Below are 20,401 nucleotides of genomic sequence, written 5' to 3'. Positions count from 1 at the left end.
GCGAACTAATCGCTAACTGCGACTAATGCGTTCGGGAGAGCCCTCACGCATAAGTCTCCGTAAGCGCTGGATTTCGCTTACGCTAAGAGCGCGCCTGAAATGGCTCGCTGGAGTAATACACATTGCCCAAATGCTGTGTGTCGGCTGGGACTTAAACACATTAAATAGTAATAGTTTTCAGTTTTTATGAGGTATAAATATGGAATCAGACAATATGAAAAAAGCATTGATCGCCATGAGTGGCGGCGTAGATTCTTCAGTGGCCGCTTACCTGATGAAGGAGCATGGATATGACTGCATCGGTGTCACCATGAAGCTTTTCCAGAATGAAGATGCCGGTGTGAGCCGCAAAAAAAGCTGCTGTTCTCTGGATGATGTGGAGGATGCAAGGAGCGTAGCGCATAATCTTGGAATCCCGTATTACGTGTTTAATTTCACCGCAGATTTTAAAAAACAAGTTATGGACCGCTTCGTAGCAGCCTATGAAAACGGTGCAACTCCCAACCCCTGCATTGACTGCAACCGCTACCTGAAATTCAACAGCCTTTACCATCGTGCAGAAGAATTAGGCTGTCACTATGTAGTAACCGGACACTATGCCAGAATTGAAAAGCGGGAAGATGGCAGATATCTTCTGAAAAAAGCAGCTGACCCTGCAAAAGACCAGAGTTATGTTCTTTACTCTCTTACTCAGGAGCAGCTGGCACACACCATGTTTCCACTTGGAGACATGAATAAACATCAGACCCGCATGATCGCAGATCAGCAGAATTTCTATAACGCAGATAAGCCGGATAGCCAGGATATCTGTTTTGTCCCAGATGGGGATTATGCTGGATTTATCCGCCGGTTTACAGGAAAAGACTATCCGGCAGGCGATTTTACAGATAAAGACGGAAATGTGCTTGGGCATCATAAAGGGATTATTGGTTACACGGTAGGTCAGCGAAAGGGGCTTGGTATTGCAGCCGGGAAGCCGGTTTACGTTACCAAAATCTGTCCGGCAGAGAACCGCGTGATTCTGGGAGATAATGAGGATTTGTTCCATCGCGAACTGGATGTGGAAGACTTTAATTTCATCTCCTTTGATACCCCGCCGGCAGAATTTCGCGCCAAAGCCAAGGTTCGTTACCGCCAGAAGGAGCAGTGGGCAACTGTAAAAGTTACTGGAGAACATAGTGTACACATCATTTTTGATGAGCCCCAGAGAGCTATCACCAAAGGGCAGGCAGCTGTGCTTTATGATGGAGACGTAGTCATTGGCGGCGGTGTGATCACGGGCTGATAAAATCCGAAATTGCATGATATCTGTTGAAAATACATTGATGTAAAACAACCGGAAGAAATATAGCTAAGTCTATATTAAATTCTGGTTGTTTTTTGTTTATGCAGTCAGTTTACAGTTACTGTTCAATGGTAACATTCCGTGAGGCGTTTTTGTGAACAAAGTTCACAGAAAAACCGAGAATTAAGTTTGCGCAGCAAACGCTACTTCTTGTGCCTGTCACAAGAAGGTTCGTCTTTCTGTGCATCGCGGAGCGGTTACTGGTCACGAAGTGAACAGTAACAGTTTACAAAAAATTAAGAATATATATTGGGTTTATAGATGACGAACCCAATGGGAAAATGTTACAATAATCCATATCAGGCATCGAAGTGGGGCGTATAGATGATAGAATGCCTTTTCAAACACGCTCCAGGCAACTACAGTGAAATATTCAGAAATGGAGGTATATGTGGAAAAAAGAAAATTAATCAGAGAACTTCAGTCCCATCAGTCCGTCTTAAAGGAAAAAGCCAGGGAGAAAGCCAGAGAATCCATCAGCGCAGTGATTTCCATTGTACTGATCGTTTTTATACTTGGTTTTACCGTGGCTGCGTTATCTCCAGGCATCCTGGTGGAATTCCTGGTAGGATCTGTGCTTGTGATCCTGGGAATGATCTTTTTTTCCATGGGAGCAGAATTATCCATGACGCCCATGGGAGAACATGTGGGAGGCAGTATGCTTCGCACGAAAAAGTTAGGCTTTATTATAATTATCGGTTTTATTCTGGGCTTTATTATCACAATATCTGAACCAGATCTGCAGGTTCTTGCAGAACAGGTTTCTTCTGTGCCCAATCTGGTGCTGATCTTATCTGTGGCACTTGGTGTTGGTGCGTTTCTTGTTGTGGCCTTATTGCGTATCCTTTTTGGAATTGCGCTGCCGCCATTGTTATTCAGTTTCTATATTTTAGTATTTGTATTAGCCATGTTTGTTCCTGAGAATTTTCTGGCAGTGGCATTTGATTCCGGTGGAGTGACCACTGGACCTATGACGGTACCCTTTATTATGGCATTGGGTGTTGGTATTGCATCCATCCGTAATGATAAACATGCTGGAGATGATAGTTTCGGACTTGTGGCTCTGTGCTCCATTGGACCTATTTTGGCAGTCCTGATTCTGGGACTTTTGTACCACACGGAAGGCAATGCTGCGCTGGAAGTGGTTTCTGAAGTGGAAAACTCGATAGAACTGGGAAAATTATTTGCAGTCGCACTGCCAAAATATTTTAAAGAGATCGCTGTATCCCTTTTCCCAATTATTGCTTTCTTCGGAATTTTCCAGATTGTTTCGCTGAAATTGAATAAAACTGTGCTGATCAAAATCTGTATCGGCTTATTTTATACATATATAGGACTTGTTCTGTTTCTTACCGGGGCAAATGTAGGCTTTATCCCAGCTGGAAATTACCTGGGGATGGTATTGGGAAATCTGCATTATAACTGGATTCTTGTGCCTCTTGGAATGGTGATCGGTTATTTTATTGTAAAAGCCGAGCCTGCGGTATATGTGCTGATGAAGCAGGTAGAGGAACTGACTGACGGTGCGATTTCCGGGAAATCCATACAGATTGGTCTGTCTGTGGGTGTGGCAGTCTCTGTTGGGATTTCCATGCTCCGGGTGCTGACTGGAATCTCCATTTTCTGTTTTCTGGTGCCAGGTTATGCCATTGCCTTAATCCTCAGCCTGTTTGTTCCCAAAATTTTTACGGCTATTGCATTTGACTCTGGTGGTGTTGCCTCTGGACCTATGACAGCCACCTTTCTCCTTCCGCTGGCGCAGGGAGCCTGTGAAGCTGTGGGTGGAAATATTGTGACAGATGCTTTTGGCGTAGTGGCAATGGTTGCTATGACGCCGCTTATTACTTTGCAGGTGCTAGGCTTGGTTTATCGGGTAAAAGGCGGCGAGCTTGGAGGCAAGGGGAAGAATTTGCCTGCGGACAAAATACCAGTGGAAGCTATACCAGTGGCGGAACTGTTTGAAGAACTGGAAGACACAGAAATTATAGAGTTATAGAAAATTAAGAAAATAGGGATTGAGTGTTGACTCAAACACATTATAAATGAACAATTATAGTTAGGAAGACCTAATAGATGCCATTTTTGTGTGGCACAAAGTGGAAGTACAGATTATAGGAATGATGATTGGGTACACTCAGGGAAGATTATGAACAGCAACGAACTTTATAAAGAAAGGAATCATCTATGAGCGAATTATACATGATGGTTACCATCACCAACCGAAAATACATGTCAAGATTTGCGGCACTTTACCGGGAAAATCAGATAGAAGTAGGAACGGTTTCCCTTGGTATGGGAACGGCCTCAAGTTCCATCCTTGACTATATGGGATTAGAAGATGATGAGAAAAGCATCTGTTTTCACTTTGTGACAGCAGCTACCTGGAAAAAGGTGAAAAAGGGCTTGCAGAACCAACTGCGGATCGACGTGCCCGGAACTGGGATTGCATTTACCATTCCCATGAGCAGCATTGGCGGCAAGCGGGAACTGGGATTTCTCATTCAGGGTCAGGAGTTTGTAAGAGAGGAGGAAGGTACATTGAAAGAGACAAAGCATGAACTGATCGTGGCAATTGCCAATTACGGATATAACACCCAGGTGATGAAAGCAGCAGAGGAGGGTGGCGCAACCGGCGGTACCGTTCTGCATGGAAAAGGGGTAGGAATGAAGCGTGCCGAACAGTTTCTTGGCGTTTCCCTGGTTTCCGAAAAAGAGGTGATCTTCATTGTGGCAAAATCAGAGCAGAAAAATGCCATTATGAGTGCTATCATGGAAAAAGCCGGTCTCACCTCCAAAGCAGGAACCATCGTATTTTCCCTCCCCGTAACCAGCACAGCCGGGCTGCGGATCCTGGAAGATGAGGAAGAAAATTCGTAAACTCCACTTTTTTACGTGGAGAAGTCATGGAAATATTTGCAGATTGGTGATGCTTTTGCATTCTGAGATTATAGTAATAAAATTATGGTGACCGCTTTACAATAGAATAGAACTTATTTTTGAGGAGACATCCTATGCTTGGAAAGGCAATAAGAAAGGCGGTTTTACCTATTTTGCTGGCCAGTCTCATGGTGGGAACTGGCTGTCGGATTGTATATGGGAAAGCAGATATATCGTTGAATGAAAGGGCAGAAAATCATACAAGTGATAATACCGCTGCATCCCCGGAAGAACAAGAAAAAACCACGGAGCCAGCAGCACCTGATGATGCGCTTGTGCAGGCACCTTCTGCTCTTTTAATGGAGGCCAGTACAGGCACTGTAATTTACGAAAAAGATTCGGATACCAGGCGAAGTCCAGCGAGTATTACAAAGATTATGACGTTAATCCTGATTTTCGATGCGTTGGAGAATGGTACACTGAAAATGGATGATCTGGTAACCACCAGTGCCTATGCGAAATCTATGGGTGGCTCCCAGGTATTTCTGGAGGAAGGAGAAACCCAGGATGTGGAGATTATGATCAAGTGCATTGTGATCGCCTCTGGAAATGACGCCAGTGTAGCAATGGCAGAGCATATTGGAGGCAGCGAGCAGGAATTTGTGCGGCAGATGAATGAGCGGGCAGCAGGGCTTGGAATGGAGAATACCCATTTTGTAGACTGCTGTGGATTGACAGAATCCACAGATCACTACACAACTGTCCGGGACATTGCCATTATGAGCCGGGAGCTGATCACCAAATATCCGAAGATCCTGGAGTACTCTTCTATATGGATGGAAAATATTACTCATGTGACCAGACAAGGCTCCAAAGAGTTTTGCTTAACGAATACTAACAAGCTCCTTCGCAGCTACGACGGATGCATCGGTCTGAAAACCGGAAGTACCAGTCTGGCAAAGTATTGCGTATCTGCTGTGGCGTCCCGAAATAACATTACCTTGATTTCTGTAGTTATGGCAGCACCCGATTACAAAGTTCGTTTCAAGGACGCCGCTGCCATGCTGAACTACGGTTTTTCCAAATGCAGCTTTTACACGGATGAAAATCCCGAAAAGCTTCCCCAGATAGAGGTCCGAAAAGGAACCAAACCTACCACAGAAGTAAAATATGAAAAAAACTTCCAGTATCTGAGCACCGACGGCAAAACCATAGGCGAAGTGGAACGAAAACTGAATCTGGAAACTCAGGTCCAGGCGCCTGTAAAAGAAGGCGATGTTGCCGGTACCCTGGAGTATTACCAGAATGGACAAAAGCTTGGAGAGGTGAACATTCTTTTTTCTGAAACTATAGAAAAAGCAACCTATAAAAACTGTCTGGAAAAGCTATTAAAGCTATTGTAAAGAACGTAGTATGGCAGGAGAACCTGATTTTCACCTTTGCCCCTAAAAAGTTACTGTTCACTGGTAACGTTCCGCGAGGCGTTTTTTGTGAACAAAGTTCACAGAAAACCCGAGAATTGCGGCGCGAAATCATGCGAATGCATGATTTCTGTGCATCGCGAAGCGCGTTACTGTGAACGGAGTGAACAGTAACCCTAAAAATAGTTATACAAATTACAGAAGCATTTTGACAAAACAGTCCTCGTCGGTTTATAATAAACTCTGTATGAAAATTTTTGCTGATGTCTTACAAAAATATAGCAGCAAAAGCGGAGGAGAATCATATGAAACAAGAGAAAAAACAGCCTGGCAGATTAAAGATGCTTGCAGGCTATTATAAACCATATAAGGGACTGTTTTTTGCAGATCTTTTTTTTGCATTCCTTGGGGCTGCAGTGACACTTGTCATTCCACTGATGGTTCGTTATATTATGAATTCCATAAGTGAAATGCCAGCGGCTGAAGCGAAGACCATGATTTTGAAAATCGGGGTGGGAATGCTGGTACTGATCCTGGTGCAGCTTGGAAGCCGTTATTTTATCACCTATTATGGACATATGATGGGGGCTTACATTGAGCATGATATGCGAAACGAGATATTCAGCCATTACCAGAAGCTCTCTTTTGCATTTTATGATAATCAGAAGGTCGGTCAGCTTCTTTCCAGGATCACAAGTGATCTTTTTGATATTACAGAGCTTCTCCACCATGGACCGGAGGATATTCTGATCTCAGTGATCAAGCTGTTCGGAGCACTGATCATTCTTATGAATGTGAAGCCGCAGATGGCACTGCTGTGCTTCGCAGTTGTAATTATTATGCTGATCTATGCACTGATTTATAATAAAAAGATGAAAAGTGCATTTAAGGAAAACCGTGTGCGCATGGGCGAGATCAACAGCCAGATCGAGGACAGTCTTTCCGGAATCCGTGTGGTAAAATCTTTTGGAAATGAGAAGCGTGAGATTGAGAAATTCCGTAAAGGAAATGAGCGTTTTGTGGATTCCAAGCGTGTGACTTACCGCTATATGGCAGGTTATCATGCAGGCATGGATGCGTTTACCACACTGATCACAGTTACTGCACTGGTTTCCGGAGCCATGTTCCTGGCAGCAGGAGATTTAAGCGCCACAGATCTTGTGACTTTTCTTTTGTATATTAACAATTTTACAGAGCCGGTTACCAAGCTGGTAAACTTTACCGAGCAGTTCCAGAACGGCTACAGTGGTTATGACCGCTTCCTGGAAATGATGTCCATTGCGCCGGATATTGAGGATGCGCCGGATGCCGTTTCTATGGATCATGTAAAAGGAGATATCCGTTTCGAAAATGTTTCTTTCCACTATGAAGACCACAATGAGAAAGTGCTTTCTAACGTAAATCTGGAAGTGAAGCCCGGTGACTATGTTGCCCTTGTAGGCACCTCTGGAGCTGGAAAGACTACCCTTTGCAGCCTGATCCCCAGATTTTATGATGTTTCATCTGGTGCCATTTATCTGGATGGAAAAGATATCCGAAAGATCAAACTGAAGGATCTTCGTAATCAGATTGGAATTGTGCAGCAGGATGTATACCTGTTTGCAGGAAACATTATGGAAAATATCAGATATGGCCGTCCGGACGCTACCGACGAGGAAGTCATCCGCGCAGCCAAGCTTGCCAATGCTCATGATTTTATTATGGAAATGCCGGATAACTATGGCACAGACATTGGACAGCGTGGCGTGAAGCTTTCCGGAGGACAGAAACAGCGTCTTTCCATTGCGAGAGCGTTTCTGAAGAATCCGCCGATCCTGATCTTTGATGAGGCAACATCCGCCCTGGATAACGAAAGTGAGAAGGTAGTGCAGCAATCTCTGGAACGTCTTGCCAAAGACCGAACCACCTTCGTGATCGCCCATCGTCTTTCCACAATCCGCAATGCCAGAAGGATCCTGGTGCTGACCGAAGATGGAATTGCAGAAGAAGGTACACATCAGGAGCTGATGGAGAAGGACGGCGTATATGCGAAACTTTGCAAAGCCGGATTGTGATCGTAAACAGCAATTATATGCGAAAGGATGAATTGCAGAATGAAAGAAATAAGAACCGAAGACGCAGCAGGCCAGATCCTCTGCCATGATATTACACAGATTATAAAGGATGAGAAGAAAGGCGTTCTGTTTTCCAAAGGACATATTGTGAAAGAAGAGGACATTCCGCTGCTCCTTTCTGTTGGAAAAGAACATCTTTTTGTGTGGGAAAAGAAAGAGGGAATTCTTCATGAAAATGAGGGCGCTGATATTTTGTATAAAATCTGTGCAGGAGATTCCATGCATGGAACTGATGTGAAAGAAGGCAAGATCGAACTGGTAGCAGACGAGGACGGAGTTCTGAAAATCCGCAGAGATGCCCTTCTGGCAGTGAATTCTCTGGGGGAGATGATGATTGCTTCCCGCCATGGGGACTTCCCGGTAAAAAAAGGAGATAAACTGGCTGGCACCAGGATCATCCCTCTTGTAATCGAAAAAGAAAAAATGGACAGAGCTGTGGAAGCCGCTGGCCCGGAACCGATTTTTTCCATTCTTCCCTATCATTTTAAAAAGGTTGGAATCGTTACAACTGGAAGCGAGGTAAAAAAAGGTCTGATTCAGGATACTTTTACCCCTGTATTAAAAGAAAAGCTTTCTGAGTACCCCACTGAGGTGATCGGTCAGACGACTCCAGGAGATGACAAGGCACAGATCACAGACGACATTATGGAATTTATTAACCAGGGTGCAGACATGGTAGTCTGCAGCGGCGGTATGAGTGTGGATCCAGATGACCGTACACCTGGAGGAATCCGTGATACAGGAGCCAGAGTTGTTACTTACGGTGCACCGGTACTGCCAGGAGCCATGCTTCTCATCGCTTACTATGAGAAAGAGGGCAAATGCATCCCAATCCTTGGGCTTCCTGGATGTGTCATGTATGCGAAGCGTACTGTATTTGACCTGGTTCTGCCAAGAATCATGGCAGACGATGAAATTTTCCCGGAAGAAGTTGCTGCATACGGAGAAGGCGGTCTCTGCCTGAGCTGCAAAGTCTGTACCTTCCCCAATTGTGGATTTGGAAAGTAAGCAGGGCCTGGGGCGTGCAGATTGCAGAAGGCCTTTTTCAAACACGCTCTGGAAATTACAAAGTATTTAAGGAGATTTATGGAAAAATTTCGAACTGTAACCTATGAAGTCCATAACCCGAAAATAAAAAAAAGCGTGCGCTTTGCTGTTCTTGCAGACCTTCACGGAAGCATTTTCGGCGAAGAGAACAGTGCTTTGCTGAAAAAAATCCAGGAAAATGACCCCGATGCCATTCTTCTTGCCGGAGACATGGTGGTCCGGATGGATCCTTCCACCCTGGAAACTGCCAGAAAACTGCTTTGTACACTGGCGAAGAACTTCCCCATCTTTTACGCCATGGGAAACCACGAAACCAAAATGAAAGCCAAAGGGCACCTTTATCGGAATGAGTACCTGAAATATCAGGCAGAGTTGAAACAAAAAGGAATCTGTTTTCTGGCAAATGAGAAGAGCAAAGTTGTTCTGGCTGGCAATTCCTTTGTGGTAAATGGACTGGAACTTCCACTGGAATACTATCACAAGCCTTTTTCCCCGAAGCTAACTTCTGAAAAAATGGAAGAGCTTATGGGAAAGCCAGATCCGGAAGCCATAAATATTCTTCTTGCCCATAACCCAAAATATGGCAGAACCTATTTCCACTGGGGGGCAGACCTGATTCTGTCTGGACATTACCATGGCGGTGTGCTCCGTTTTTCCAGACATGTGGGAGCCATCAGTTCCCAGTTTATACCTTTTCCAAAATACTGTTGCGGCGATTTTTACAAAAATGGCAAATGTATGATCGTAAGTGCAGGCCTTGGGGAACACACAGTGCCTCTTCGGATCCATAATCCAAGAGAGCTGATTTTTATAGAAATGAAACCGTAAGGGAGAGAGGAAAGCGCATGGCAATTCCCGTAAAACTGAATGTTTTTGAAGGACCGCTTGATCTGCTCCTTCACCTTATTGATAAAAATAAAATTGATATTTATGATATACCGATTGTGGAGATTACGGATCAGTATATGGAATACATTCACGCTATGGAAAAAGAAGATCTTGGAGTTATGAGTGAGTTTATGGTCATGGCAGCCACACTTCTGGATATCAAGTGCCGGATGCTTCTTCCAAAAGAAATCAATGAAGAAGGAGAAGAGGAGGACCCCAGAGCGGAACTGGTTCAGAAACTTCTGGAATATAAGATGTATAAATATATGTCTTATGAGCTGAAGGACAAAATGGACGATGCCAGCGGCGTTTATTTCCGTGAGCCGGATGTGCCAAGGGAGGTGCTTCAGTATCGGGAGCCAGTGGATCCCTCAGAACTTCTGGCTGGTCTTACTCTTGAGAAATTAAACGCCATTTACCAGTCGATCATCAGGCGGCAGGACGACAGACGAGATCCTATCCGAAGTCAGTTTGGAAAAATTGAGAAGGAAGAAGTCAGTCTTTCTGATAAAATGCTGGAGATGAAAGAATTTGCAAAGACTCACAGGAAATTCAGTTTTCGGGACCTGCTGAAAAAGCAGTGCTCCAAAGTACAGGTAATCGTTACCTTCCTTTCCGTGCTGGAACTGATAAAAATGGGACACATTCATGTGGTTCAGGAAGAGATTTTTGATGACATTCAGATCAATGTTGTGACAGAGCCGGAAACCTGGAAGAATCTGACAGAATTTGCAGAGGAAGAAGGATAGTGTATGGAAATTAAACGATTAGAAGGTGCCGTTGAGGCAGTCCTGTTTGCGATGGGTGAATCTGTGGAACTAGGTCAGATTGCGAAAGCAATCCAGCAGGATAAGCCAACTACAGAAAAACTACTCCATAATCTGATGGATAAATATAAGGATGAGGGAAGGGGAATCCAGATCATTGAGCTGGAGGGCTCTTATCAGCTGTGCACCAAACGGGATTACTATGGCTGTCTGATCCGGATTGCCATGCAGCCTAAGAAACCTGCCCTTACAGATGTTATGCTGGAAACGCTGTCTATTATAGCCTATAAGCAGCCTGTGACAAAAGCTGAGATTGAAAAGATCCGGGGAGTAAAAAGCGATCATGCAGTAAATAAGCTGGTTGAGTATAATCTGGTAAAGGAGCTTGGACGTCTTGATGCACCTGGACGGCCGATCCTTTTCGGCACTACAGAAGAATTTCTTCGCACATTTGGTGTGCAGGGTCTGGAAGAGCTGCCGGCTGTGGATCCGGTAAAAATGGCGGATTTTAAGGCTGAGGCAGAAGAGGAAGTACAGCTGAAGCTGGATATATAAGACAGGACAAGTAAGCTACGGATAAACTGCAGACGATATGACAGGACAAGTAAGCTGCGGATAAACTGCAGACAATGAAACAGGACAAGTAAGCCGCAGATAAACTGCAGGCGATAAGACAGGAGAGAAAAAATGCCCACAACATATGCACATGATTTGTTTGGTCAGAAAGTATACAGGCAATTGCCCGATCAAGTGAAAGAAATTATTCGGAAAAACGGTGAACTGTATCGGATCGGTCTTCACGGACCGGATATTTTCTTCTATTATTTTATTTTTAAGAATCACGTAAGCAGTGTAGGATACCGTATGCACAAAGAAAAAGCCCGGGCATTTTTCGCCCAGGGAATGGCGCAGGTCAGAGAGACTGGTGATGAGGCGCTTCTTGCCTATCTTCTTGGCTTTGGCTGTCATTATCTTCTGGACTCTTCCTGTCATCCTTTTGTCAATGAAATGAATGATAAGGGCAGAATTTCCCACAGCCTTCTGGAAATTGAATTTGACCGCTTCCTTATGGGAGAAAATGGGAAAAATCCATATGCCTTTTATCCTTCTGATTGTATCAAAGCAAAACGCAAAAATGCGGAGGAAATCCACAAGGTTTTTCCTCTTGTAAAAACAGGAGATATTCTTCTGAGCCTTAAACTGATGAAATTTATGACAAATCTGCTGGTATGTGACGATGGCGGGACGAGACGGGCGCGTCTGGCGAAGCTTTCCAGCCTTGGAGGAAGAAGAGCACAGTCTGCTTTGATCGATCACTATATGATGGCTCAGCCGGCAGGTGGCAGCAGGGAACCTGTGGAACAGCTGAATACATTGTTTGAAAAAGAGGTGAAAGAGGCACCGGCAGAATTGCTGGAGCTGTATCAGCTTTCCCAGGAGGACATGCTGTTGTCTGAGCGATGGAATCTGACTTACAATGGTTAGCTGTGATATACAAACTGAAAATTGAACCAATTTCAGGAACAGGTATTTCTGTAAGATACCTGTTCTTTTTATCAGGCAAAACTTGTAGAGTGAGCTTTGCATAGTTTGGGACAGGTCCGCGTAAAATACTATAAACGGAATGTGGGGTGGACTATGAAAAGCAGATACAGATTCTTTTGTTTTACACTGACTTTTGTACTTGTTTTATGCACTGCTGCCCAGGTGTCAGGAAGCACTGGCACAGATGAAAAAAAGGCTGTCAGCTCCATTGTGCAGATGATACCGGCAGCTGTTGATATGAAAGAAACAGACGGACCTGGAAATCTCTATGCCTTATCCGCCGTTCTTATGGATGGGGATTCTGGCCGGGTACTGTACGAAAAAGAGGGCTATACAGCTCGCCCAAATGCCAGTACCACAAAGGTAATGACCTGTATCCTTGCACTGGAAAAGGGCTCCGGTGATGATTATGTAATGGTGTCAGAAAATGCGGCCTCTCAACCAGAAGTAAAGCTGAATTTAAAGGAAGGGGAGCAGTATTACCTGGAAGATCTTCTTTATTCTTTAATGTTGAAAAGCCATAATGATACGGCTGTGGCAATTGCTGAACACATTGGCGGTTCTGTGGAAGGGTTTGCAAAAATGATGAATGCAAAAGCAAAGGAGATTGGCTGCACGAACACTCATTTTGTTACGCCGAACGGTCTTGACAGTGCAGATGCAGGAGGCATTCATCAGACTACCGCAAGAGATCTGGCTTTGATCATGAGCTATGCTGTGAAAAATAAAGCATTTCTTCATATCACACAGACCAGGGATTATTCTTTTTCTGATATTACAGGAAAACGTCAGTTTTCCGTCCATAATGCAAATGCATTTCTTGATATGACTCCGGATGCCATTTCAGGAAAAACCGGTTTTACAGGAAATGCGGGTTATTGTTATGTGGCAGCCTGTGAAAATGAGGAAAGAAAATTTATTATTTCCCTTCTTGGCTGCGGCTGGCCGAATAATAAGACATATAAATGGAAAGATGCCATGAAACTGCTGGAATATGGCAAAGCAAATTTTCACAAGGAAACCTATTGGCAGGAGCCGGAGATTCCGGCTATACCAGTAAAGGATGGGACTGACGAAAGCAGCGGGAAAGAATCTGGTAAGGAAAATCAGGAAAATTCCGGGAGAATTTTCACAGAAACTGGGACAGGTTTCGCAGATGTATATATAAATGGCCGGATTCAGGCATCTGATTCTGACAAAAAGAAACAGATCCTTCTGAAAGAAGGGGAAAAGATTACCTGCCATCTGCGTATTGAGAAAAATTTGACAGCACCTGTGAAAAAGGGGCAGAAAATTGGTCAGGTCACTTTTTGTCTTGGAGAACTTGTCCTGGATAACTATTTTGTGACAGCAGATCGCAATATTGTCAAAATCACCTATTTATGGTGCGCAAACAAGGTGTTTCATGACTTTTTTCACTAAAAAGCCTGACGGAATATGTATGATATATAAAAAAATCCCCCGAAAATCGAGGGATTTTTTTGCATAAAAACACGGAAAACTATTGAAAAATTGTGTGAAAAAATGTACAATTAGAATCGGCAGAATTTTTGGTTATACTTTTAAATTATTATAAAATGGAGGGCAAGAAAGAATGAGTAACGCAACACAAAGTTTAGCGGGCACAAGAATCACTTCTTTGCTTGACGCGAACAGTTTTGTTGAGATCGGCCAAAGTGTAACAGCCAGAAATACAGATTTCAACATGACTGAGAAAAAAGCACCTTCAGACGGTGTTATTACCGGATATGGTGTAATCGATGGAAATCTGGTGTATGTGTACAGCCAGGATGTTTCCGTACTGAACGGAACCGTTGGTGAAATGCATGCCAAGAAGATTACCAGACTTTATGATATGGCTATGAAGACCGGTGCTCCGGTGATCGGCCTGATCGATTGTGCAGGTCTCCGTCTTCAGGAGGCAACTGACGCATTGGAAGCATTCGGTGAAATTTATATGAAACAGACTCTGGCATCCGGACTGATCCCACAGATCACAGGTATCTTCGGTACCTGCGGTGGTGGTATGGCACTTGTACCGGCACTGACAGACTTCACATTTGTTGAAGAGAAGAAAGGCAAACTGTTTGTAAACACCCCGAACGCCCTTGAAGGCAATCACGTTTCCAAATGTGACACATCCTCTGCCAGATTCCAGAGCGAAGAGACAGGTCTTGTAGACGGAATCGGCACTGAGGACGAGATCCTTGGAAAAATCCGTGAACTCGTAACATATCTGCCATCTAACTGCGAAGACACTGATTCTTACATGGAGTGCACAGACGACCTGAACCGTGTATGCGAGGATATTGAGAACTGCACAGGCGACACAGCCATTGCACTTTCCAGAATCGCTGATAACGGCCAGTTCTTCGAGGTAAAAGCTGACTACGGCAAGAGTGTTGCTGTTGGATTTATCAGACTGAACGGCGCTACCGTTGGTGCTGTTGCAAACAGAAGCGAGAGCTATGATGCAGAAGGCAAAAAGGTATGGGAGTCTGATGGTACCCTTAGTGCACGCGGTGCAAGAAAAGCAGCAGAGTTCGTAAAATTCTGTGACGCTTTCGAGATCCCGGTACTTACTCTTACAAATGTAAACGGCTTTAAGGCTACTGTATGTGGCGAGAAGATGATGGCGAAATCTGTCGGAGCACTGGTTCATGCATTTGCAGACGCTACTGTTCCGAAGGTTAACGTTGTGATCGGCAAAGCATTTGGAACCGCTTACACAGCTATGAACAGCAAAGCAATCGGTGCAGACATGGTATACGCATGGGAGAACGCAGAGATCGGTATGATGGATGCTGACCTTGCAGCCAAGATCATGTATGCAGGCGATGACGCAGCAGCTCTTACTGAGAAAGCAGCTGAGTACAGAGAACTTCAGAACTCTGTTTCCTCTGCAGCAGCAAGAGGATATGTTGACACCATTATCAGCCCGGCTGATACAAGAAAATATGTGATCGGTGCATTTGAAATGCTGTTCACAAAAAGGGAAGAACGTCCGTCCAAGAAACACGGCACGGTCTAAGCGAGGTGGAGCATATGAAACAGATTTTTAAGAAAGTATCCTCCCTTTGCACAGTACTTCTCATGATGGCAGTTCTCACTCTTACCGGAGCTTCCTCCGTATGGGCAGCTGATGAGGTAGATGACTCGGTAAAGCAGACTTTGGTCACTACTGCTGAGGGACTTACCGATACCATCATTGCTCTCAGTGATGAAGATATTGAGAATTATACCAAGTCATCTGATGAGTTTACTGTTGGTGCAATGACTGCATGGGCAGGCTCCAAGGATGAAGTTGGGGCTTTAAAGGAGAGAACCGGAGAGACAGAGGTGAAGGCTTCTGACGACGGATATACTGTTACTGTACCGGTCTCCTTTGAGAAAGCAGATGCAAATTTCGTTTATATTTTCGATGCTTCTACAGGAGCACCTACATCCCTTACTGTTGATGTACAGTACTCCATGGCTGAGACCTTAAGAAGAGCTGTTATGAATACTATCATGGGTATTGCAATCGTATTCATCGTTCTTATTTTCCTGAGCTTCCTGATCTATCTGTTCAGATTCATCCCGAATCCGGAAGCAAAGAAAAAAGCTCAGGCTGCAGCAGCCCCTGCCCCTGCACCGGTGGCAGCACCAGTGGAAGCAGCAGAAGCAGACGATACAGAACTGATCGCGGTTATCGCAGCAGCAATTGCAGCAGCTGAGGGAACCACTACAGATGGATTCGTTGTTCGTTCCATCCGCAAAATCAATCGTAAAAAGAGATAAATACAGGAGGATCCTAAAATGAAAAGTTATACAATTACCGTTAACGGAACAGCATATGAAGTAACTGTTGAAGAGACAGGAAGCGTTTCCGCACCAGCAGCTGCAGCTCCTGCAGCAGCTCCGAAAGCAGCACCGGCACCGAAGGCAGCTCCTAAAGCAGCAGCCGGAGCAGGCGCAGTTAAGGTTGCAGCTTCCGTACCTGGAAAGGTTCTGAAAATCGCAGCAAGCGTTGGACAGGCTGTAAAAGCCGGTGACAACATTGTAATCCTGGAATCCATGAAGATGGAGATCCCGGTTGTAGCTCCTCAGGACGGAACCGTTGCAAGCATTGACGTTGCAGAAGGTGCCTCTGTAGAAAATGGAGATACCCTGGCAACAATGAACTAAGTCGGGAGGTAATAGGATGTCTTACGTAGCAGACACTTTGTCCAACCTGATCCATCAGACCGCATTTTTTAATCTGACATGGGGTAACTACCTGATGATCGTGGTTGCTTGTGTATTCTTATATCTTGCCATTGCAAAGGGATTTGAGCCTCTGCTGCTTGTTCCCATTGCATTTGGTATGCTCCTTGTTAATATTTATCCGGACATTATGGCAAATCCGGAAGACATGTCCAACGGTGTTGGTGGTCTTCTTCATTACTTCTACATCCTTGATGAGTGGAGTATTCTTCCTTCCCTTATCTTTATGGGTGTAGGTGCCATGACAGACTTTGGTCCGCTGATCGCGAATCCGAAAAGCTTCCTGATGGGTGCTGCAGCGCAGCTCGGTATCTATATAGCTTACTTCCTTGCAATCTTCCTTGGATTCAATGGAAAAGCAGCAGCAGCAATCTCCATCATCGGTGGTGCAGATGGTCCGACCTCCATTTTCCTTGCTGGTAAGCTTGGTCAGACTGCTCTTATGGGACCGATCGCCGTGGCGGCATATTCCTATATGTCACTGGTTCCGATCATCCAGCCTCCGATCATGAAACTGTTTACTACTGAGAAAGAGCGTAAAATCAAGATGGAGCAGCTTCGTCCTGTATCCAAGCTTGAGAAGATCCTCTTCCCAATCGTAATCACAATCGTTGTCTGCATGATTCTTCCGACAACAGCTCCTCTGGTTGGTATGCTTATGCTTGGTAACCTGTTCAGAGAGTGCGGCGTTGTAAAACAGCTTACAGAGACAGCTTCCAATGCACTTATGTACATCGTAGTTATCCTTCTTGGTACATCTGTTGGTGCTTCCACAAGTGCAGAGGCATTCTTGAATGTGGATACTTTGAAGATCGTTGTATTAGGTCTTGTGGCATTTGCATGTGGTACTTTCGGCGGTGTTATGCTCGGAAAGATTATGTGCAAGCTTACAGGCGGCAAGATCAATCCGCTTATTGGTTCCGCCGGTGTATCTGCGGTACCTATGGCAGCCCGTGTTTCCCAGAAGGTTGGTGCTGAGGCAGATCCTACCAACTTCCTTCTGATGCATGCAATGGGACCAAACGTTGCCGGTGTTATCGGTACAGCCGTTGCTGCCGGAGCATTTATGGCTATTTACGGAATCTAATAATGATACCAGAAATTCGGATTTTTCCCGGCTTTCTATAGTGAAACCGGGAAGTCCGGATGAACTAAATAAATAAGGAGAACAATTATGGCAGAAATTGAAAAAAAACCTGTTAAAATTGTGGAAACCATTCTGCGTGATGCACATCAGTCCCTGATTGCAACCCGTATGACAACAGAGCAGATGCTTCCAATCGTTGATAAACTTGATAAAGTAGGCTACCATGCAGTTGAGTGCTGGGGTGGTGCTACTTTCGATGCAAGCCTTCGTTTCCTTCATGAGGATCCGTGGGAAAGACTTCGTAAATTACGTGCAGGATTCAAGAACACAAAGCTGCAGATGCTTTTCCGTGGCCAGAACATTCTTGGATACCGTCCATACGCTGATGATGTTGTAGAGTATTTTGTTCAGAAATCTCTGGCAAATGGTATCGATATCATCCGTATTTTCGACTGTATGAACGACCTTCGCAACCTTCAGACTGCTGTACATGCTGCAAACAAAGAGCATGGCCATGCACAGGTTGCTCTTTCCTATACACTTGGTGATGCGTATACTCTTGAGTACTGGACAAGCATTGCGAAACGTATCGAGGAAATGGGTGCAGACTCTATCTGTATCAAAGATATGGCCGGTCTTCTTCTTCCATATAAGGCAACTGAGCTTGTTACAGCCCTGAAAGAGACTGTTAAGATCCCGATCGATCTTCATACACATTACACCTCTGGTGTAGCTTCCATGACTTACTTAAAAGCTGTTGAAGCTGGTGTTGATATCATCGATACTGCAATGTCTCCATTTGCACTGGGTACTTCCCAGCCTGCAACTGAGGTTATGGTTGAGACCTTCAAAGGCACTCCATATGATACCGGATTTGATCAGCAGCTTCTTGCTGAGATCGCAGACTACTTCCGTCCAATGCGTGACGAGGCTCTTGAGAGCGGCCTTCTGAATCCGAAGAACCTTGGCGTAAACATCAAGACTCTTCTGTATCAGGTACCGGGTGGTATGTTATCCAATCTTACTTCCCAGCTGAAAGAGCAGCATGCAGAAGACAAGTTCTATGATGTTCTTGAGGAAGTTCCGCGTGTGCGTAAAGACCTTGGTGAGCCGCCGCTTGTTACTCCGTCTTCCCAGATCGTTGGTACACAGGCTGTATTTAACGTTCTCATGGGCGAGAGATACAAGATGGTTACCAAAGAGACAAAAGATGTTCTCAGCGGAAAATATGGTGCTACAGCAAAACCATTCAATCCAGAAGTTCAGAAGAAATGTATCGGTGACACACAGCCGATCACATGCCGTCCGGCAGATCTTCTTGAGAATGAGCTGGGCAAACTTGAAGGCGAGATGGCACAGTATAAAGAGCAGGATGAGGACGTTCTGTCCTATGCACTGTTCCCACAGGTTGCTACTGACTTCTTCAAGTATCGTCAGGCTCAGGAGAAAAAGGTGGATGAGACTGTTGCTGATACCAAAAACGGAGCATATCCGGTTTAATCAGTGAGGAATAAGGATTTCTATGGGACAGGTTATATGCTGATCCTATAGAAATTACGACGAAAGACACGTGCAGAGAAGGTTTTTGCACGTGTCTTTTTAAAAAATATACACAAAACTGTTTGAATCCGGTATGAAAAAAATATTCTACAGTGGGCAAATATCGCCAGGGGCGGCTGGTCACAACCTGGGAATTCCGCAGAAAAAGGTTTTCGAACAGATTTATGAAAGGTATCTAAATGAGTAAAATATTGATCGTAGGCGGCGGAGCTGCTGGAATGATGGCCGGTGTTTATCTGGCAAGGGCAGGACATGAGGTCCACATTCTGGAGAAAAATGAGAAACTTGGAAAGAAAGTGTATATTACAGGAAAAGGCAGATGCAATGTTACAAATAACTGTGACACGGAAGAACTGTTCCGGGCAGTTATGTCTAACCCGAAATTCCTGTACAGTGCTTTCTATTCTTTTACACCCCAGGACGTAATGGAATTCTTTGAAGAAGCGGGAGTTCCACTGAAGACAGAGAGAGGTAACCGGGTTTTCCCTGTGTCTGACCATTCTTCAGATATTATCCGCGGTCTGGAACGGGAACTTAAGAAAGCTGGCGCATATATCCATCTTCGCACAGAGGTGAAAAATGTGAAGGTCAGTCCTTATGAGGAACCGGACGTGGATGAGAAAAAGGCACATCACAGCCAGGTAACCGGTGTAGAACTGGCAGATGGAAGTTTTATGGAGGGCGACCATGTTCTGGTTGCCACTGGAGGACTTTCCTATCAGTCAACAGGCTCCACAGGGGATGGTTATCGCTTTGCAGAGGAAACCGGCCATAAAGTAACGGAGCTTTCTCCGTCTCTGGTTCCTCTTAAGACAAAAGAGGATTATATCCCAAGACTTCAGGGACTTTCCTTAAAAAACACCGAACTTACGATTAAGTCAGGCAAAAAGGTGCTCTTCCGGGATTTTGGCGAGATGATGTTCACCCACTTTGGCGTGACAGGCCCCATGATTTTATCTGCAAGCGCACATATTGGCAAACAACTGCAGAAATCCGGAGAGCTGAATGCTTATCTGGATCTGAAGCCTGCCCTTACCATGGAACAGCTGGATGCCAGAATTCTGCGGGAATTTGAGGCAGGACAGAACAAACAGTTTAAGAATGTGATCGGCGTACTTTTTCCATCATCCCTTACACCTGTCATGCTGGAACTGGGTGGTATTTCTCCGGAAAAAAAGATACACGATATTTCCAGGGAAGAAAGAATGCACTTTGAAGAACTGGTGAAAGCTTTCCCATTTACCATCAATGGAATGGGAGAATATAAAGAAGCAGTTATTACAAGAGGTGGTGTTTCTGTGAAGGATATCCAGCCTGGTACTATGGAATCCAGAAGGGTAAAGAAGCTTTATTTTATCGGAGAAGTACTGGATCTGGATGCAGTGACCGGCGGTTATAATCTCCAGATTGCATGGTCTACCGCATATCTTGCAGCTATGGCATTGAAAAATGAATAAAAATCTGTTATAAATGTAAGAAGTGAAAAAACTGCGATTTAAGAGGAG

18 protein-coding genes are annotated in these 20,401 nt (G+C 44.7%); all 18 read left to right on the top strand.

Annotation, left to right across the window (positions count from 1 at the left end; translation table 11 throughout):
- Positions 1-199: 199 nt before the first annotated feature.
- The 18 genes from mnmA (at position 200) to AB5706_RS04755 (ending at position 20,353) form a co-directional block, all read left to right on the top strand.
- A complete protein-coding gene (gene mnmA / locus AB5706_RS04840) occupies positions 200-1,285 on the top strand; it encodes a tRNA 2-thiouridine(34) synthase MnmA (protein WP_226815611.1) in 1,086 nt (361 codons plus the stop codon).
- Positions 1,286-1,736: 451 nt separating this feature from the next.
- A complete protein-coding gene (locus AB5706_RS04835; protein ID WP_330602718.1) occupies positions 1,737-3,341 on the top strand; it encodes a DUF1538 domain-containing protein in 1,605 nt (534 codons plus the stop codon).
- 188 nt (positions 3,342-3,529) lie between these two features.
- Positions 3,530-4,222, top strand: coding sequence for a P-II family nitrogen regulator (locus AB5706_RS04830; protein WP_173772452.1), 693 nt, complete (start codon positions 3,530-3,532; stop codon positions 4,220-4,222).
- 134 nt (positions 4,223-4,356) lie between these two features.
- A complete protein-coding gene (locus tag AB5706_RS04825) occupies positions 4,357-5,625 on the top strand; it encodes a D-alanyl-D-alanine carboxypeptidase family protein (protein ID WP_233456122.1) in 1,269 nt (422 codons plus the stop codon).
- A gap of 323 nt (positions 5,626-5,948) precedes the next feature.
- The gene (locus tag AB5706_RS04820; protein ID WP_148461980.1) at positions 5,949-7,697 is read left to right on the top strand and encodes an ABC transporter ATP-binding protein; all 1,749 of its coding nucleotides are present in this window, start codon (positions 5,949-5,951) and stop codon (positions 7,695-7,697) included.
- A 39-nt stretch (positions 7,698-7,736) separates the two neighbouring features.
- A complete protein-coding gene (locus AB5706_RS04815) occupies positions 7,737-8,765 on the top strand; it encodes a molybdopterin-binding protein (protein WP_173717744.1) in 1,029 nt (342 codons plus the stop codon).
- On the top strand, positions 8,747-8,872 hold the full coding sequence (locus AB5706_RS04810) for a DUF6783 domain-containing protein (protein ID WP_368356998.1): 126 nt from the start codon (positions 8,747-8,749) through the stop codon (positions 8,870-8,872). The genes AB5706_RS04815 and AB5706_RS04810 overlap by 19 nt, the downstream gene beginning before the upstream one ends.
- Positions 8,844-9,632: a metallophosphoesterase gene (locus AB5706_RS04805; protein WP_118578029.1), complete on the top strand. Its 789-nt coding sequence runs from the start codon at positions 8,844-8,846 to the stop codon at positions 9,630-9,632. Before AB5706_RS04810 ends, AB5706_RS04805 begins: the two co-directional genes overlap by 29 nt.
- A gap of 17 nt (positions 9,633-9,649) precedes the next feature.
- Positions 9,650-10,441 carry a segregation and condensation protein A gene (locus tag AB5706_RS04800; RefSeq protein ID WP_118578030.1) on the top strand — a complete coding sequence of 264 codons (792 nt, stop codon included), beginning with the start codon at positions 9,650-9,652 and terminating at the stop codon, positions 10,439-10,441.
- A 3-nt stretch (positions 10,442-10,444) separates the two neighbouring features.
- Positions 10,445-11,014, top strand: coding sequence for an SMC-Scp complex subunit ScpB (gene scpB / locus AB5706_RS04795; protein WP_173772335.1), 570 nt, complete (start codon positions 10,445-10,447; stop codon positions 11,012-11,014).
- 132 nt (positions 11,015-11,146) lie between these two features.
- Complete coding sequence (locus AB5706_RS04790; RefSeq protein ID WP_173772333.1) at positions 11,147-11,944, top strand: zinc dependent phospholipase C family protein; 798 nt, start codon at positions 11,147-11,149, stop codon at positions 11,942-11,944.
- Between the two features lie 153 nt (positions 11,945-12,097).
- A complete protein-coding gene (locus AB5706_RS04785) occupies positions 12,098-13,426 on the top strand; it encodes a D-alanyl-D-alanine carboxypeptidase family protein (RefSeq protein WP_233456020.1) in 1,329 nt (442 codons plus the stop codon).
- 172 nt (positions 13,427-13,598) lie between these two features.
- Positions 13,599-15,035 carry an acyl-CoA carboxylase subunit beta gene (locus AB5706_RS04780; RefSeq protein WP_148461985.1) on the top strand — a complete coding sequence of 479 codons (1,437 nt, stop codon included), beginning with the start codon at positions 13,599-13,601 and terminating at the stop codon, positions 15,033-15,035.
- 14 nt (positions 15,036-15,049) lie between these two features.
- Entirely contained in the window at positions 15,050-15,784 is a 735-nt protein-coding gene (locus tag AB5706_RS04775) for an OadG family transporter subunit (RefSeq protein WP_173772331.1), read from the top strand.
- Between the two features lie 18 nt (positions 15,785-15,802).
- Positions 15,803-16,171 carry a biotin/lipoyl-binding carrier protein gene (locus AB5706_RS04770; protein WP_118578036.1) on the top strand — a complete coding sequence of 123 codons (369 nt, stop codon included), beginning with the start codon at positions 15,803-15,805 and terminating at the stop codon, positions 16,169-16,171.
- A 16-nt stretch (positions 16,172-16,187) separates the two neighbouring features.
- On the top strand, positions 16,188-17,336 hold the full coding sequence (locus AB5706_RS04765; protein WP_173772330.1) for a sodium ion-translocating decarboxylase subunit beta: 1,149 nt from the start codon (positions 16,188-16,190) through the stop codon (positions 17,334-17,336).
- 87 nt (positions 17,337-17,423) lie between these two features.
- Positions 17,424-18,836 carry an oxaloacetate decarboxylase subunit alpha gene (locus tag AB5706_RS04760; protein ID WP_173715969.1) on the top strand — a complete coding sequence of 471 codons (1,413 nt, stop codon included), beginning with the start codon at positions 17,424-17,426 and terminating at the stop codon, positions 18,834-18,836.
- 239 nt (positions 18,837-19,075) lie between these two features.
- On the top strand, positions 19,076-20,353 hold the full coding sequence (locus AB5706_RS04755) for a BaiN/RdsA family NAD(P)/FAD-dependent oxidoreductase (protein ID WP_173772328.1): 1,278 nt from the start codon (positions 19,076-19,078) through the stop codon (positions 20,351-20,353).
- Positions 20,354-20,401 lie beyond the last annotated feature (48 nt).

The sequence above is a fragment of the Ruminococcus sp. RTP21484sp1_RTP21277st1_D2_RTP21277_210401 genome, assembly GCF_040924225.1.
Taxonomy (GTDB): domain Bacteria; phylum Bacillota; class Clostridia; order Lachnospirales; family Lachnospiraceae; genus Blautia_A; species Blautia_A faecis.
The sequence above is the reverse complement of the archived record's forward strand: the minus strand, read 5'-3'. Positions and strand labels throughout refer to the sequence as shown.